General features: G+C 73.6%; 14 protein-coding genes. 5 read left to right on the forward strand and 9 right to left on the reverse strand.

All coding sequences use genetic code 11. The features are described from left to right. Positions 1 to 10: 10 nt before the first annotated feature. Together FHX71_RS29590 and FHX71_RS27520 are read right to left on the reverse strand one after the other, a co-directional pair. Positions 11 to 634 carry a prepilin peptidase gene (locus FHX71_RS29590; protein ID WP_182620636.1) on the reverse strand — a complete coding sequence of 208 codons (624 nt, stop codon included), beginning with the start codon at positions 632 to 634 and terminating at the stop codon, positions 11 to 13. A gap of 356 nt (positions 635 to 990) precedes the next feature. Further along, positions 991 to 2,148, reverse strand: coding sequence for a glycosyltransferase family 4 protein (locus FHX71_RS27520; RefSeq protein ID WP_220490498.1), 1,158 nt, complete (start codon positions 2,146 to 2,148; stop codon positions 991 to 993). Between the two features lie 71 nt (positions 2,149 to 2,219). Between FHX71_RS27520 and FHX71_RS27525 the strand changes: the two genes are divergently transcribed. Further along, complete coding sequence (locus tag FHX71_RS27525) at positions 2,220 to 2,663, forward strand: aromatic ring-opening dioxygenase LigA (protein WP_182620638.1); 444 nt, start codon at positions 2,220 to 2,222, stop codon at positions 2,661 to 2,663. On the opposite strand, the gene FHX71_RS27530 is transcribed toward FHX71_RS27525, so the two are convergent. Beyond that, on the reverse strand, positions 2,660 to 3,319 hold the full coding sequence (locus FHX71_RS27530; protein ID WP_182620639.1) for a hypothetical protein: 660 nt from the start codon (positions 3,317 to 3,319) through the stop codon (positions 2,660 to 2,662). The genes FHX71_RS27525 and FHX71_RS27530 overlap by 4 nt on opposite strands. Positions 3,320 to 3,330: 11 nt before the next feature. After that, positions 3,331 to 5,058, reverse strand: coding sequence for a PspC domain-containing protein (locus FHX71_RS27535; RefSeq protein ID WP_182620640.1), 1,728 nt, complete (start codon positions 5,056 to 5,058; stop codon positions 3,331 to 3,333). A 136-nt stretch (positions 5,059 to 5,194) separates the two neighbouring features. Here FHX71_RS27535 and FHX71_RS27540 point away from each other — a divergent pair, with 136 nt between their 5' ends. Together FHX71_RS27540 and FHX71_RS27545 are read left to right on the forward strand one after the other, a co-directional pair. After that, positions 5,195 to 6,676 (forward strand): ATP-binding protein, encoded by a 1,482-nt coding sequence (locus FHX71_RS27540; protein ID WP_182620641.1) that lies wholly within the window; start codon positions 5,195 to 5,197, stop codon positions 6,674 to 6,676. Continuing rightward, entirely contained in the window at positions 6,673 to 7,368 is a 696-nt protein-coding gene (locus FHX71_RS27545; protein ID WP_182620642.1) for a LuxR C-terminal-related transcriptional regulator, read from the forward strand. The genes FHX71_RS27540 and FHX71_RS27545 overlap by 4 nt, the downstream gene beginning before the upstream one ends. A gap of 73 nt (positions 7,369 to 7,441) precedes the next feature. On the opposite strand, the gene cobA is transcribed toward FHX71_RS27545, so the two are convergent. The 3 genes from cobA to FHX71_RS27560 are packed head-to-tail and all read right to left on the reverse strand — an operon-like array spanning position 7,442 to position 11,437. Further along, complete coding sequence (cobA, locus tag FHX71_RS27550) at positions 7,442 to 8,842, reverse strand: uroporphyrinogen-III C-methyltransferase (protein ID WP_182620643.1); 1,401 nt, start codon at positions 8,840 to 8,842, stop codon at positions 7,442 to 7,444. Then, on the reverse strand, positions 8,835 to 9,695 hold the full coding sequence (locus tag FHX71_RS27555) for a phosphoadenylyl-sulfate reductase (protein WP_220490499.1): 861 nt from the start codon (positions 9,693 to 9,695) through the stop codon (positions 8,835 to 8,837). Before FHX71_RS27555 ends, cobA begins: the two co-directional genes overlap by 8 nt. Further along, positions 9,692 to 11,437: a nitrite/sulfite reductase gene (locus FHX71_RS27560; protein ID WP_182620644.1), complete on the reverse strand. Its 1,746-nt coding sequence runs from the start codon at positions 11,435 to 11,437 to the stop codon at positions 9,692 to 9,694. The genes FHX71_RS27555 and FHX71_RS27560 overlap by 4 nt, the downstream gene beginning before the upstream one ends. Before the next feature lie 630 nt (positions 11,438 to 12,067). Between FHX71_RS27560 and FHX71_RS27565 the strand changes: the two genes are divergently transcribed. Further along, positions 12,068 to 12,421, forward strand: a complete 354-nt coding sequence (locus FHX71_RS27565; RefSeq protein ID WP_182620645.1) for a hypothetical protein — start codon at positions 12,068 to 12,070, stop codon at positions 12,419 to 12,421. Between the two features lie 25 nt (positions 12,422 to 12,446). On the opposite strand, the gene FHX71_RS27570 is transcribed toward FHX71_RS27565, so the two are convergent. Then, positions 12,447 to 13,289 carry an arylamine N-acetyltransferase family protein gene (locus tag FHX71_RS27570; RefSeq protein ID WP_182620646.1) on the reverse strand — a complete coding sequence of 281 codons (843 nt, stop codon included), beginning with the start codon at positions 13,287 to 13,289 and terminating at the stop codon, positions 12,447 to 12,449. Positions 13,290 to 13,349: 60 nt separating this feature from the next. Here FHX71_RS27570 and FHX71_RS27575 point away from each other — a divergent pair, with 60 nt between their 5' ends. Next, the gene (locus FHX71_RS27575) at positions 13,350 to 13,832 is read left to right on the forward strand and encodes a DUF456 domain-containing protein (protein WP_182620647.1); all 483 of its coding nucleotides are present in this window, start codon (positions 13,350 to 13,352) and stop codon (positions 13,830 to 13,832) included. A 389-nt stretch (positions 13,833 to 14,221) separates the two neighbouring features. On the opposite strand, the gene FHX71_RS27580 is transcribed toward FHX71_RS27575, so the two are convergent. Next, positions 14,222 to 14,797 (reverse strand): PaaI family thioesterase, encoded by a 576-nt coding sequence (locus FHX71_RS27580; protein ID WP_182620648.1) that lies wholly within the window; start codon positions 14,795 to 14,797, stop codon positions 14,222 to 14,224. Positions 14,798 to 14,809: the final 12 nt, after the last annotated feature.

The raw sequence follows: 14,809 nt of genomic DNA on the forward strand, positions 1-14,809 counted from the left end.
CGGATGTGGATTAGCCGGCGAGGCGCGCCCAGGTCAGCCCGATCGCGGTGCCGAGCAGCATGTACGGGCCGAACGCGATGCCCGTCTTCCACCCCGCGCGCCGACCGAGCACCAGGACCACGGCCACGAGGCCGGCCACCAGATGCGTGGCGAACACGCCGATCAGGAGCGTGGTCCACGAGTGCCACGTGAGGAAGGCGCCCAGGCTCAGGGAGAGCTTGACGTCCCCGTACCCGATCCCGCCGCGCGGCGACACCAGGTACAGCACCTGGTAGAAGGCGAAGAACGCGAGCCCGCCCAGCGCCGCCCGGCCCAGGTCTGCCCACGAGCTCGTGCCGAGGGCGGCGACCACGAGCAGCACGCCCGTCGCCCAGGTCAGGGGGAAGACCAGCGCGTTCGGCAGCCGGTGCGTGTGCGCGTCGATCACGCCGAGCGCCGCGCCGACGACGGCGAGCACCAGGTACGCGGGCGTGAGCCAGCCCGGTCCGCTCGCCCAGACGCCCCACACCGCCGCGAGCACGGCCACGATGCCGATGGTCCGCGCGTAGGGCGTCACCTCGGCACGCGCACGCCGGAGGTGCCGGACGGCGAAGGGCTCGACCGGGCTGGTCGCGGCCGGTTCGGTGGGGCTCACCCGGGGAGGCTATCGGCGGGCCGGTGCGGCCGCACCCCCTCTCGGGCTGCGGACGGCCGTGCCGTCGTCGGGCCGTCGTCGGATCGCGGTCCAAGCGGGCCCCGGACTCGCCGCAGTGGCCCCGGGGGTTCTCCTTTGAGACCTAAGTTTCTTCGCTTTGGGGCGCTCCAAAGCGAAGAAACTTAGGTCTCGAAGGGGATCGGGCGGACGGCGGTGCGGAGTCGCGCGGTCGGCGGGTTCTCTTCGAGACCCGACTTTTCTCGTCTTTGAGCCGCCCCAAAGCGAAGAAACTTAGGTCTCAAAGGAGAAGAGAGGGATCCGGGATTCGGCGTCCAGCGGTTCGGGCCGGGCGCCGGTCAGCGGCTCGGGAGGGTTGCCGCCTCCGTGTAGGCGGCGTGCGTCGTCTTCAGGACCTCCGGCCAGTCCATGCCCGACGGCGGCGTCGTGGCGGCGGCCAGCAGGCCGTCGAGCAGTCCCGGCTCGGTCGCGAGCCGCACGAGGGCGGCGGTCAATGCGGCGTCGTCGGGCACGAGGAGGCCGGTCGCACCGTCGACCACCCGCTCGGCGACGCCCGACCGGGAGTGGGCGATCACGGTCAGCCCGGCGGCCTGGGCCTCCAGCGCCGCGATGCCGAAGGCCTCGTCGGAGGAGGGCGCCGCGAACACGTCGGCGCGCGCGTAGAGCCGCTTGAGCTCGGTCGCGGTGAGACGTCCGGGCAGGGAGACGACGTCGCCCAGGCCGTGCTCGGCGACGAACCGGCGGGCCGCGGCGCGCTCGGGGCCGTCGCCGGCGAGCGTGACGAACAGGGCGCCGTCGGGCAGGGCGCGCACCGCGGAGGCGACGGCGGCGAGCAGCGGCAGCATGCGCTTGCGGGGCGCGAACCGCGCGGCCGCCACCACGTGGACGGCGGAGCCCTCGGGCCGGTCGGCGCGCTCCGTGCGCGGCACGCGCCAGGCGTCGAGGTCGAGCCCGTTGGGCAGGATCGCCACGTCGGTGCGCACGAGCCGGCGCAGCGGCGCCGCCGTCAGCTCGCTGACCGCCGACCAGCGCACGGGCCAGCGGGACCAGCGGGCCACGGCGTCGGCGGCGGCGAACAGACGCGACGCCCCGCCCCAGACGCTGTGCACGGTCAGCACGGCGGGCAGCCCCAGCCGGGTCACCGGCCGCAGCGCGGCCTGCACGGTCGGGGCGAGCACCCCCATGTGCAGGTGCACGACGTCGGGCCGCTCGCCCCGGGCGATCGCCGCCCGCAGGCGGGCGGTCACGTGGGCGGTGGAGCGCGGGTGGACCGGCCAGCCGCCGGGGACGCGCGCCGCGACCCGGTGCACGACGACGCCGTCCTCGACGGCGGTGCTCACCCCGTGGGCGCCGGGGGCGGCGGGCGTCGTCGTGATGACCTCGACGTCGTGCCCGGCCGCGACCTGCTGGGCGGCCAGGCGGCTCACCTGGGCCTCGATCCCGCCGAGGAGCGGAAGGTAGGTGTCGGACACGTGGGTGATGCGCACGCCCGTCATCCTCGCACCGAGGGGTGCCCTGCCCGGTGCTCCGCCGCGCGCACCGGGCGAGCCGTACCTAGCGTTGCAGCATGAGCAGCTACACGAACGTCCCTGCCAGAGGCGTCAAGGGTGCTGGCGTGTTCGTGATCGTCGCGGGGATCGTCATGATCCTGGCGGGGATCGCCGTGTGGATCCTCGTCGCGACCCAGCTCTCGGCGGAGAAGATCACAGTCTCGGACGACTCCACGTTCATGGGAGGCGTCTTTGCAGGTCAGCAGGTTCAGGGCCCGTTCACGGCCTACGCGCAGGCCGACATCATCAACCACCACGCCCTCGAGGCCTCCGGCGGTGCGACCTACGCCGAGCTGGCACAGGACGACCCCGTCCGCGACACCGTGATGGACGCGTCGTTCCTGCGCGCGTCGCTGTTCACCTCGGTGGTCGCGTTCGGGGTCTGTGCCCTTGTGATCGGGCTCGGGATCGTCCTGGGCGTGATCGGGGGAGCACTACGCCGGCTGGCCCGGACCCCCTAGCGCCGTCGGACGCTGGAGATCACGGAGCCCGCCACCAGGATGACGCCCGCGGCGCCGAGCAGGACGATCAGGGCCACGCCCAGGTCGAACACCACGCCCGCGGCGACCGCGAGGATGCCCAGCCCGACCGCGATCACGACCAGGCCCCACACCGCCGTCCCCACCCGCGGGCCGCGCTTGGGAGCGGCCTGGGCCGGCGGCGCCGGCTGGACGGCCTGGCCCGGCTGGCCCGGCTGACCCGGCACGGGCTGGGCCGGGGCCGGGCTGCCCGACGCCGGGGCCTCGGGCGCGGACGACGTCGACCGCGCCGGCTCCCGCAGCGCCGCGAGCGGGTCGGAGTCGTCGTGCACGGGGGCGTCGTGGACCTCGGCCGAACGGGCCTCGGCCGCGCGGGCCTCCGCCTCGACCCGGGCCGCGGCGACGCCGTAGGCGGGGTGCACCTCGCCCTCCGGTGCGGAGGCAGCGGGCACCTGCTGGGTCTGCTGGAGGTCGCCCAGCACGATCTGCTGCGTCGGCGGGGTCGCCTGCGCCGGGAGCACCTCGGTGGTGTCCGGGTCCTGCGGTGTCTTCTCGCTCATGTTCTCGCTCGTGTCCTGGCCCTCGGGCCCGCCGGGGATCTCGCTCGGGTTCTTCCGGTCGTTCGTCTGGTCGGTCATGGCGTGCTCCCTCAGTTGCTCTCGGTGACGATGACCTCGCCCGCGCCGGCCTCGATCTGGAGGCTGAGCACGGCGCCCTCGTCGCCGACCTCGTCGCTCGCGAAGTAGTTGGTCGAGCCGACGCCGCTCGTCGAGCGGTCCTGGTCGTCGACCGTCCACCGGACGACGCCGGCGGCGACGTAGGCGTCCGCCTCGACGGCGGCGTCCTGCGGCACGACCACGACCGTCTGGCCGGCGCCGAGCTGGATCGGCACCACGACCGGGTCGCCGGGCTCGGTGCGGGACAGGTCGAGCTCGGAGAGGTCGATCGTCGGGTCGCCCCACTGCACGTAGAAGCCGTTCTCCGCCTCGCGCACCGTCTGGACGGCGATGGTGCCCTCGGTGATGGTGGCGGCGTCCGGGTTGTTGTTCTCGTTCACGAGACCTTCGATCTGGCGGCCGCTCACGACGGCGTCGTCGACCCAGCGCGGGCCCGCCGTACCGGCGATGCCCACGTACCCGACCCCGAACACGAGGGCGACGATCGCGAAGAAGCCCAGCCAGCCGCTGGTGCGCCCGCGCAGACCCGAGACGAGGATCGCGACGCCGAGCGCCACGGTGCCGATGCCCAGCCAGGCGGCCAGGAACGTCGCGCCGCCGTCGAGCAGGTAGCTGGGCTCGCCCAGGCGGTGGGCCGCCAGGAGCAGCGCGCCCGCCAGCAGGATCACGCCGAGCGTGATGCCGACCGCGGCGCCGCCCGGACCGCGCGACGTGCGCACCCGGGGTGCGGCGTAGACCGGCTGCGGCGGGAGCGTCGCGGTCGGGGCCGGGCGGTACTGGGACTGGAGCGGCTGGCCCTGGTGCCGGGGTCCGGCGCCCGTCGCGTAGACGAGGCCCCCGTTGCGGCGGTAGTCGACCTGCGGCGCCGGGGTGAAGTGCGCGCTCGTACCCGTCCCGGGGCCCGACGGCGCACCCGGGGTGGGCGTGCCGGTGGACGTGCCGGGCGCGCCAGGCGTACCCGTGGGGGCACCGGGCGTACCCGGGTTGCCGGGGTTGCCCGGGGTGCCGACCGGGCCGGGCACGTAGCCCTGGCCGCGGGCCACGTTGTTGTCCCGGGCGCGCTGCACGCCCTGGACGATCAGGTACAGCGTCACGCCCAGGACAGCCAGCCAGAAGAGGACGACGAGCCAGTGCCAGCCGCCGTCGTCCCACCAGCCGAGCGGGCCGCCCCAGGAGAAGCCGATCAGGAACACGGCCACCGCGCCGAGCATGGCGACGTCGAAGTTGCCGCGGATCGCCTCCTGCAGGTGGATGCGGCCGTCACGCTCGGGCAGGAGCGCCCAGCCCAGGCCGTACAGGATGAGGCCGAGGCCGCCCAGGAAAAAGCTGACGATCAGCAGGCCGCGCACCAGCAGCGGGTCCCAGCCGATGCGCTCGGCGAGGCCGCCGGCGACACCGCCCACCCAGCGCTGGTCGGAGCGCGGGAAGAGGCCGCGGCGGATCGAGGCGAAGAAGCCGGTCTCCGGGTAGGGCTTGGGGCCGGGCGCGGCGGGGGCGCCGGGCGCTCCCGGTGCTCCGGACGTGGGGCCGGTGCCAGGGGCGCCGGGGCCGGCGGGTGCAGGGCCGGGATTCGGGCCGGCGGCCGCGTCAGGTGCGGCGTGGGCGGCGGGCTGTACGGGGTCGGGGCCGAACGAGCCGGCGTCGGCCGGGCCACCCGGTTCTCTCGTGGCGTCCTCGGGACGCGTCTCGTCGGTGCTCATGACAACCATGCTTGTCGACCGGCGGCGCTTCCGGCATCGGGACCTGCCCTGAACCGACCCTGGTTACCCCCGCGCGGGACCCTGAGATCCCGGCCCAGCCGTGTTCAGGGGGCCCCGGACATGTGACGATCAGGGTGTGAACCAAAGACTCACCCTCCGCAGACCCGGCAAGGCCGGGCCCGGGTACAGCGGCCGCTGGGTGGCCGGCGTGGCCGCCGGCCTGGCGGCGCACACCGGCCTGCCGGTGTGGCTGGTCCGGCTCGCGTTCGTCGTGCTGACCGGGTTCGCCGGGGCCGGGGTGGTCGCCTACGTCTTCTGGTGGGTGACCGTCCCCGCGGGCGTGCCCACCGTGCCCGTCGCCGCGGTACCCACCGACCGTGCCCGGCTCGCGCCCCGCCTCACCACCGACGCGGACGCCGACGCCGGCTCGCAGGAACGCAACGCCGCCTCCCTCGCCGAGCGCATGCGGCTGTCCGGACCCGTGTCGCGGCTCGCCGCCCGGGACATCTGGCTCGGCGTCGCCCTGCTGTCGGGCGCGGCGCTGCTCGTCGCGTACCGCGCGGGCTGGGACCCCGTCGCCTCCTGGGTGCTGCCCGCCCTCATCGGGCTCGGCGGCGTGGCCCTGGCCTGGAGCCAGATCGACGCGACCGACCGGGACCGCTGGGTGGGCGGGTCGGGAACCGGCTCGCTCCTGCGCTCGCGGACGGCGCTGCTGCGGCTCGCCGGCGGCGTGGTGCTGACGATGCTCGGCGTGCTGATGCTCGTGGGCCAGGACACGCCACTGACGGTGCTGATGCAGGCCACCGTCGCGTCCCTCGCGATGGTGGCGGGTCTCGTGCTCGTCTCGGTGCCCTGGTGGATCCGGCTCGTACGGCAGCTCGGCGACGAGCGCGCCGCCCGCGCGCGGGAGTCCGAGCGCGCCGACATCGCCGCCCACCTGCACGACTCCGTGCTCCAGACCCTCGCCCTCATCCGGGCGCAGGCGAACGACCCCGAGGCGGTCTCCCGCATGGCCCGGGCCCAGGAGCGCGAGCTGCGCGGCTGGCTCTACGACGACCGGCAGGAGCCCGGCACGTCCGTGGCCGCCGAGCTGAAGGACCTGGTCGCCGAGATCGAGGACGCCGTCGCGCCGCTCACCGTCGAGACCGTCGTCGTGGGCGACTGCCCGCCCACCGAGTGCACCGCCGCGCTGCTCCAGGCCGCGCGCGAGGCCATGCTCAACGCGTTCAAGCACGGCAAGCCGCCGGTCTCGGTGTACCTGGAGGTCACCGACTCCGTGGCCGAGGTGTTCGTCCGCGACCGCGGCGAGGGGTTCGACCTCGACGAGATCGCCGTCGACCGGTTCGGCGTCCGGGAGTCGATCCTCGGCCGGGTGCGTCGGCGCGGCGGCACCGCCGAGGTCGTCAGTCGGGCAGGCTGGGGCACCGAGGTCCGGCTGCGGATGCCGCTGGACAAGCCCGCGAACGGCGACCGGAAGCCCGCCAACGGTGACCGCAAGCCCGGCAACGGTGAGAAGAAGCCGGCGAACGGCGAGAAGAAGACCGAGAAGAACGGCAGGGCGCGGGCCGCGACGGCCCCCGACTCCGTGCCCACCACGGCGGAAGGTGCGACGAGATGACAACCCAGGCGACGGCGTCGGGCGGCGGGCTGGTGCCGCTCCCGGTACCGGTGGTGCTCGTGGACGACCACCACCTGTTCCGGACGGGCGTACGCGCCTCCCTCGACCACCGCGTGACCGTGGTGGGCGAGGCCTCCGACGTCGATACCGCGGTGGCGCAGGTGCACGAGCACCGCCCGCCCGTGGTGCTGCTCGACGTGCACCTGCCCGGCGGCAACGGCGGCGGTGGCGCCGAGGTCGTGCAGCGCTGCGCCGACCTGCTGACCGAGGGCGTGCGGTTCCTGGCGCTGTCCGTGTCCGACGCCGCGGAGGACGTCGTCTCCGTCATCCGCGCGGGTGCCCGCGGCTACGTCACCAAGAACATCGCGCCGTCCGAGCTGTCGTCCGCGGTGGTGCAGGTGGCGGGCGGCGACGCCGTGTTCTCGCCGCGGCTGGCCGGCTTCGTGCTGGACGCGTTCGGCGCCTCCGCGAACGACATCGCCGTGGCCGACGACGAGCTCGACCGCCTCTCGAAGCGCGAGCAGGAGGTCATGCGGCTCATCGCGCGCGGGTACTCGTACCGCGAGGTGGCGAGCGAGCTGTTCATCTCGATCAAGACGGTCGAGACGCACGTGAGCGCGGTGCTCCGCAAGCTCCAGCTCAGTTCGCGCTACGAGCTGACGCGCTGGGCGGTGGCCCGCCGCCTGCTCTAGTAGTTCCGTTGAGTGCTGGGTATTTGCGGGTTGATGGCCTTCGCGCCGACAAATACCCAGCACTCAACGAGCTTTAGGTGGGCCAGGCCGGGGAGAGGCGGACGACGTCGCCGATCACGATGATGGCCGGGGGTTTGACGCCCGCCGCCGCGGCGCGGGCCGCGATCGTGGACAGCGTGCCGACCGTGACGCGCTGGCGCGGGCCGTAGCCGTCCTCGACGACGGCGGCCGGGGTGTCCGCCGGGCGGTCGTCGGTGATCAGCGCCGCCGCGGTGTCGGCCAGGTGGGTCACGCCCATGAGCAGCACGAGGGTGTGGTCGGGGCCGCCTGGGACGTTCGCCGCGCCGTCGTGCCCGGTCAGCACGCTGAAGCCGCGTGCGACGCCGCGGTGCGTCACCGGGATGCCGACCGCCGCGGGAACCGACACGGCCGACGTCACGCCCGGCACCACCTCGACCTCGACGCCCGCGTCGCGGCACGCCGCGAGCTCCTCGCCGCCCCGGCCGAACACGTACGGGTCGCCGCCCTTGAGCCGCACGACGTCGTGCCCCGCCAGCGCGTGCTGCACCAGCAGCGCGTTGATCTCGTGCTGCGGCACGGGGTGGTTGCCGCTCGTCTTGCCGACGTCGATCACCTCGACCTCGGGGGCGAGCTCCTCCAGCAGGGCGCGGGGGCCGAGCCGGTCCACGACGACGACGTCGGCCTGCGCCAGAACCGATCGACCGCGGGCCGTGATGAGGCCCGTGTCGCCGGGGCCGCCGCCGACGAGCCAGACGCGGCCCGCGCGGGTTGAGCCGGCGCGGGTTGAGCCTGTCGAAACCTGGGTCTCGACAGGCTCGACCAGCGGGGCGGTCTCGACAGGCTCGACCAGCGGGGCGGTCTCGACAGGCTCGACCAGCGATTCCTTGCGCGGCCGGCGCCGGCGCAGCGGCAGGGTGCCCGAGGCGAGCTGGCCCGCGACCGCGTCCCGGATCGCCCGCGCACGCCGCGGGTCCCGGCCGGCGGTCACCGCGACGGTCACCTCGGCGTCGTCGGTCAGGGTGGTACGGGCGACGGCGGGGACCCACGCGCTGCCCACAGACGCGTCGCCCGCGGTGACGCAGAAGATCCGGGCGCGCTCGGCGTCGTCGGCCACCTGGCGGTCCGTCGCGGCGGAACCCGTCGCGGTGTGCGCGAGCCACGCCCCGTCGAGGTCGCCCGTGCGGTACTCGCGCCGGACCCACTCGATCGTGCCCGGCTGCGGTTCGCCCGCGGGCCCGCTCAAAGGTTCGAGCGTCTCCGCCGCGACCGGGATCTCCTGCTCCCCGAGCACGGCGTGCGGCGCGACGACGCGCACGCGCGCCCCGGCGTCGACGAGCGAGTGGACCCGGCGCGCGGCGACGGGTCCGCCGCCCACCACGACGACGAGCCGGCCCGCGACCTGGAGGCCCAGCGGATAGATCTGCGCGGCGTCGGACTGTGCGGCGTCAGACATGGAGACCGCACTCGTCCTTGTCGCGCCCGGCCCAGCGCCCGGAGCGCGCGTCCTGCCCCGGCAGCGGGCGCGCGGTGCAGGGCTCGCAGCCGACCGACGGGTAGCCGTCGGCCAGGAGCGGGTTGACCACGAGGCCGTGCCGGGCGGCGTAGTCGGCGACCTGCTCGTCGGACCAGGCGGCGATCGGGTTGATCTTGACCACGCCGTTGCGCTCGTCCCAGGTGATGAGCGGCGCGTTGGCGCGGGCCGCCGTCTCGCTGCGGCGCACGCCCGTGGCCCACGCCTCGTAGCCCTGCAGGGCCTGCTTCATCGGCGCGACCTTGCGCATCGCGCAGCACGCCTCCGGGTCGCGGTCGTGCAGCCTCGGCCCGTACGCGGCGTCCTGCTCGGCGACGGTGAGCTCGGGGCGCACGTCCACGACGTTCACGTCCAGCTCGATGTCGACGGCGCCGCGCGTGCCGAGCGTCTCCGCGAAGTGGTAGCCCGTGTCGCCGAACAGCACGTCGACGAACGGGAGCTGCTGCGCCACGAGGTGCGACAGCACGGTGTCCTGCATCGAGGAGGCCACGGCCAGCCACGGGCCGAACTCGCGGACGGCCCAGGCGATGACGGCCTCGGCGTCCGCCTCGGGGCTGCCGGCCGAGGCGTGGAGCTGGGCCTGCCCGCGCTCCACGACGGCCCGCAGCTCCTCCGGCGTCCGACGGCGGCGCGTGGCCCGGGCGTCCCGGCGCGCGTCATGGATGCTCTCGCGGGCCGCCGCCCGGGCGCGGACCCGCGCGAGGCGCGGGTTCTCGCCCGGGACGAGCCCGGAGAGCCGGAGAGAGGAGGTCGGCGCCTCGTTGAGGGCCGTCATCGGAGGGCCTCCTCGTCGGCGCGGTGCGCCCACTGGGCGAACGACTCCTCGCCGTCGTGGTCGGCGTCGTACCGGCGCACGACCCGCTCCACGTAGTCGCCGATGCCGTCGGCGGTCACCTTGAGCCCGCGCACGGTGCGCCCGAGCCCGGCGTCGTCCCGCTCCTCCGAGGTCAGGCCGCCGCCCAGGTGTACCTGGAAGCCGGGCACCTGGTTGCCGTCGTCGTCCATGACGAGCTGGCCCTTGAGGCCGATGTCGGCGGTCTGGATGCGGGCGCACGAGTTGGGGCAGCCGTTGACGTGCAGGCTCAGGGGCTTCAGGTTCGACAGGTCCCCGAGGCGCTCCTCGAGCTGCGTGATCGCAGCCGCCGACGTCGCCTTGGTCTCGACGATCGCGAGCTTGCAGTACTCGATGCCCGTGCAGGCGATGGTGTTGCGGCGGAAGGGGCTCGGCCGGGCCTGCAGGCCGAGCTCGGCCAGGCCCGTGATCAGGGGCTCGACCTGCTCCTGCTCGACGTCGAGCACCAGCAGCTTCTGGTGCGGCGTCAGGCGGACGCGGCTGCTGCCGTGCGCCTCGACGAGGTCGGCCAGCCGGGTCAGGGCCTCGCCCGAGACCCGCCCGACGGTCGGCGCGGCGCCGACGTAGAACCGGCCGTCGTGCTGCTCGTGCACGCCCACGTGGTCGCCGCGGTCGTCCAGCCCCAGGGAGGCGGGCGACGGCGGGGCGACGCCGTCGGGCAGCTCGTAGCCCAGGTACTCGTCCTGCAGCACCTGGCGGAACTTCTCCGTGCCCCAGTCGGCGAGCAGGAACTTCAGACGGGCCTTGTTGCGCAGCCGGCGGTAGCCGTAGTCGCGGAAGATCCGGATGACGCCGTGCCAGACGTCGGGCGCCTCCTGCTCCGTGACGAACACGCCCAGCCGCTCGGCGAGGCGCGGCGCCGTCGACAGGCCGCCGCCCACCCACAGGTCGTAGCCGATGCCGAGCTCCGGGTGGTCGACGGCGACGAAGGAGATGTCGTTGATCTCGTGCACGACGTCGAGGCTCGGGTGGCCGGTGATCGCCGACTTGAACTTGCGCGGCAGGTTGGCCAGGGCGGGATCGCCGATGAAGCGCTCCTGGATCTGCTCGATCACGGGCGTCGGGTCGATCAGCTCGTCCTTCGCGACGCCGGCGACCGGGCTGCCGAGGATGACGCGCGGCACGTCGCCGCAGGCCTCCGTGGTGCTCAGCCCCACGGCCTCCAGACGGCGCCAGATCTCCGGCACCGACTCGACCTCGATCCAGTGGAGCTGCAGGTTCTGCCGGTCGGTGATGTCCGCCGACCCGCGGCCGAACTCCGTGCTGATGCCCGCGATGGTGCGCAGCTGCTCGGTGGTCAGCGCGCCGCCGTCGATCCGGACGCGCAGCATGAAGAACTTGTCCTCGAGCTCGTGCGGCTCCAGCGTGGCCGTCTTGCCGCCGTCGATCCCGGGCTTGCGCTGCGTGTACAGGCCCCACCAGCGGAACCGGCCGTGCAGGTCGTCGCCGGGGATCGAGTCGAAGCCGTCCTTGGCGTAGACCTGTTCGATGCGGTCGCGGACCGCCAGCGGGTCCGACTCCTGCTTGAACTCCTCGTTGTGGTTCAGCGGTGCGGTGCCGTCGACCTTCCACTGGCCGTTCGGGCGGGCGGGGCGCTTCGACGTCGTGGGCGTGCGCCGTGCAGGGGTGCGGGTCTCGGGCGGGGTGGGGGCCGTGTTCACCATGTGCGGGGTCCTGTTCGTGCGGGGCGCGCGGGCGTGGAACGTGCTGGGGGAGTGGTGCGCGACGTACGGGCACAGGAGGCCGTTTCCCGGGGATGACCAGGGACTCAGCGCTGCGGGCCGGCGGCGCGCGCTGACCTTGCGGGTGCGAGGGGCGCGTCAGGGCTGACAGCTGCGACAGCGGTCGCAGGCACAGGTCGGCATGGCACACATGGGCATCTCGTGACGCCGTGTCACGAGGGAGATGCGCGCTGCCTTGGTCATGGCGAAGACGGTAACCGCGGCTCAGAACGGACGGAAGACCATGTCCATATAGTGGATGTCTATTGGGTGCATCAATGTTGCCTATGTATTTCCCTACCTAAAGGGTCGGGAATTCGGGCTGGTGGCCGTCGTCGCCTGGAGGCGGGGCGGCGCGGGTCGGCGGTTGGCGGGTCCCCTTCGAGACCTAGGTTTGTTCGCTTTGCGGCGCTCCAAAGCGAAGAAACCTAGGTCTCGAAGGAGGGTGTGGCCGGGCGGTTGCGAGGGGCGTGCGACGGCGGCCGGCGGGTGGGCTCGTGAAAATTGTCACTAACGTCCCGGGGGCGCGGTTTACGGCCGTTTCGAACCCCTGCCGCGGATAGGCTGACCAGCATGGAGTTCCTTTACAACGTCTTCGTGTTCCTGCACTTCGCGAGCTGGGCCCTGGTCTTCGGCGGGTCGATCGCGTCGCTGCGCACCAAGGCCCTCTACAAGGGGGTCTCGCACGGCGCCATGGGTGCCGTCGTGGCGGGCGTCATCATGGTCGGCATCGCGGAGATGGCCGGCCTCTGGGACGACGGCGGTCCGTCGATGGCGAAGATCGGCGTGAAGCTGATCATCGCGCTCGCCGTCGCCGTGGTCGCCGTGATCGCGGTCCGCAAGGGCGAGAACGTCTCGCAGGGCCTCAAGGGCTCCGTGCTCGGGCTCACCCTGGTGAACATCGCGGTCGCGGTGTTCTGGAACTGACCTTCTTCAGCCGGGAAGCAGACCGCTAGCGGCTCGCCACCCAGGCGTGGTGCGCCGTGAGGCTGCGGTCGAACAGGCCGCGCAAGGCGTCGTCGTCGATGCCGTCCAGTGCGATGCCGAGCGACCGCAGCCCGTCCCGCCAGTCGTCGTACGTCGTCAGCTCGACCCGCTCGGGCCGCGCGCCGGTCCGGATGAACAGGCAGCCGCGCAACGTCTCCGCGGCGTCGGGCAGACGGCGTTGCACCACCAGCGTGCGGGCGTACGCCCCGCCGTCGGGCGCGGTCAGCCGGCGGTGGGCGGCGTCCGCGCGCTCCGGCGTGAGCACCTCGTCGAAGAGGTCGACGGCGCCGAAGCTGCCCTGGGCGTCGTGGTGGAACGTCCAGCCGCCGTCGCGCACCTCCAGCCGGTAGGTGAACGGGCCCTGCCGGTACTTGCCCGCGACGAGGGGGAGCGGCTCGTGCAGGCCGTCGCCGCAGCCGACGTCGGGCCACCAGACGCCGCCCGGGTTGTCCTCGGTCGGCAGGCCGCGCACCGACAGCGCCAGGTGCCCGACGTACGGGTCCCGGCGCTCGGCCTCGGAGTCCCAGTTGTGGCCCCACGCAGGGACGACGTCGTACCCGAGCGCCCGCAGCGCCGCCGTCAGGATGCCGTTGTGGTGGAAGCAGTACCCCGCGTTGCCGCCCGCCGCGACGCGCGCCAGGGTCGACGTCGCGTCGATGGCGGGCGGGTCGCCGAGCATGGTGTGCAGGTTCTCGTAAGGGATGCGCTCGGCGTGCCGCCGGTGGATCTCGGCCAGCGTGCCGGCCGTCGCGGGCGGCCGCTCGTCCAGGCCCAGCCGGGTCAGGTAGCCGGCCGCCTCGTGCGTCATGCCGAGCAGGATATACACCCGCTTTGTGTCCGATTTGCTCCAGCAGGCTAGTGTGCGGCCGTGGACGTTTGGGCAGAGGTACTCGTCGGTGTGGCAATCCTGGTCGGACTCATCGGCATCGTGGTCCAGGTGCTGCCCGGGGCGGTGCTCGTGCTCGGCGGCATCCTGGTGTGGGCCATCTTCACCGGCGGCGTCGAGGCGTGGGTCGTGTTCGGCATCGCCGCCGCCGCCATCGCGATCGCCGAGGTCGCGCAGTGGCTCATCGCGGGCAAGCACCTGCGCAAGGCGAACGTGCCGTGGCTGACCCTGGCCGTGGGCGGCATCGCGGGCATCATCGGCTTCTTCGTGATCCCGGTGCTCGGCCTGTTCCTGTTCTTCGTCGGCGCGATCTTCCTGATGGAGTGGGCGCGGCACCGCGAGGTCCCGGCGGCGTGGGCCTCCACCAAGGCCGCCGTCCAGGCCACGCTGATCACGATCGGCGTGCAGCTCGTCGGCTCGCTGGTCGCGGCGGGCACGTGGGTCGTGGGCCTCTTCTTCACCTGACGACGCCGGGCTGCCGCGGCGCTTGGGCCGACGACGCCGGGCTGGTCGAGGCGTCGCCGTCGGCCGCCGCGAGAGTGCGCTTCTACCCCGTCATTGCGCCCGGAAACAGCGTGATTCCGGGCCCAATGGCTGGGTAGAAGCGCACTGTTGCGTTGCGGCGGCGCGGGCTGGTGCGGGCCGGCGCGCGCTCCGCGGGCCGATGACGCCGGGCTGGTCGCGGCCGCCCTGGCCAGGTCGCGGCGACGGTGCGCTTCTACCCAGTCATTGCGCCCCGAAACAGTGTGATTCCGGGCCTAATGGCGGGGTAGAAGCGCACCTTTGCGTTGGGGGCGGGCCGGGGCGCGGCGGGGCCAGCCGGCGCGGGCGCGCTCCGGGGGCCGACGACGGCGTCAGGCCTGCGGCGTCGGCGTCGGGAGGTCGAAGATCAGCAGGGTGCTCGACGCCGTTGCGACCACCGCGCCCGTCGCGTCCCGGACCACGCCCTCGGTGAAGCCGACGCGGGAGCCTGCCTTGACCACGGTGCCCTCGGCGCTGAGCGGCCCGCCGCCGCCGCGCACGGCCTTGACGTAGCTGACCTTGATCTCGATCGAGGTGTAGCCCTTGCCCTGCGGCAGCACCGACTGGATGGCGCAGCCGCACACCGTGTCGAGCAGCGTGCAGAGCACGCCGCCGTGGATGGTGCCGATCGGGTTGTAGCCGGACTCGTCGGGCGTGCACCGGAAGGTCACGCGCCCCTCCTCGACCTCGTCGATGTCGAGGCCGAAGTGCGAGGCGATGGGCGGCGGCGGGATGAGGCCGTCGCGCATCCGGCGCAGGAACTCGACGCCGGACATCAGCGGCGCCTGTGCCGCGGTCTGGATCGGGTCGTACCAGGTCAGGTCGCGGCTGCGCGGTGCGCCCCAGGCCTCGTGCGCGCTGGTGGCCTCGTGAGCGTCGGGCGCGTCGGTCTGCTGTGTTTCGGACATGTTCGCAAGGGT

It is taken from the genome of Promicromonospora sukumoe (genome assembly GCF_014137995.1).
Taxonomy (GTDB): Bacteria; Actinomycetota; Actinomycetes; order Actinomycetales; family Cellulomonadaceae; genus Promicromonospora; species Promicromonospora sukumoe.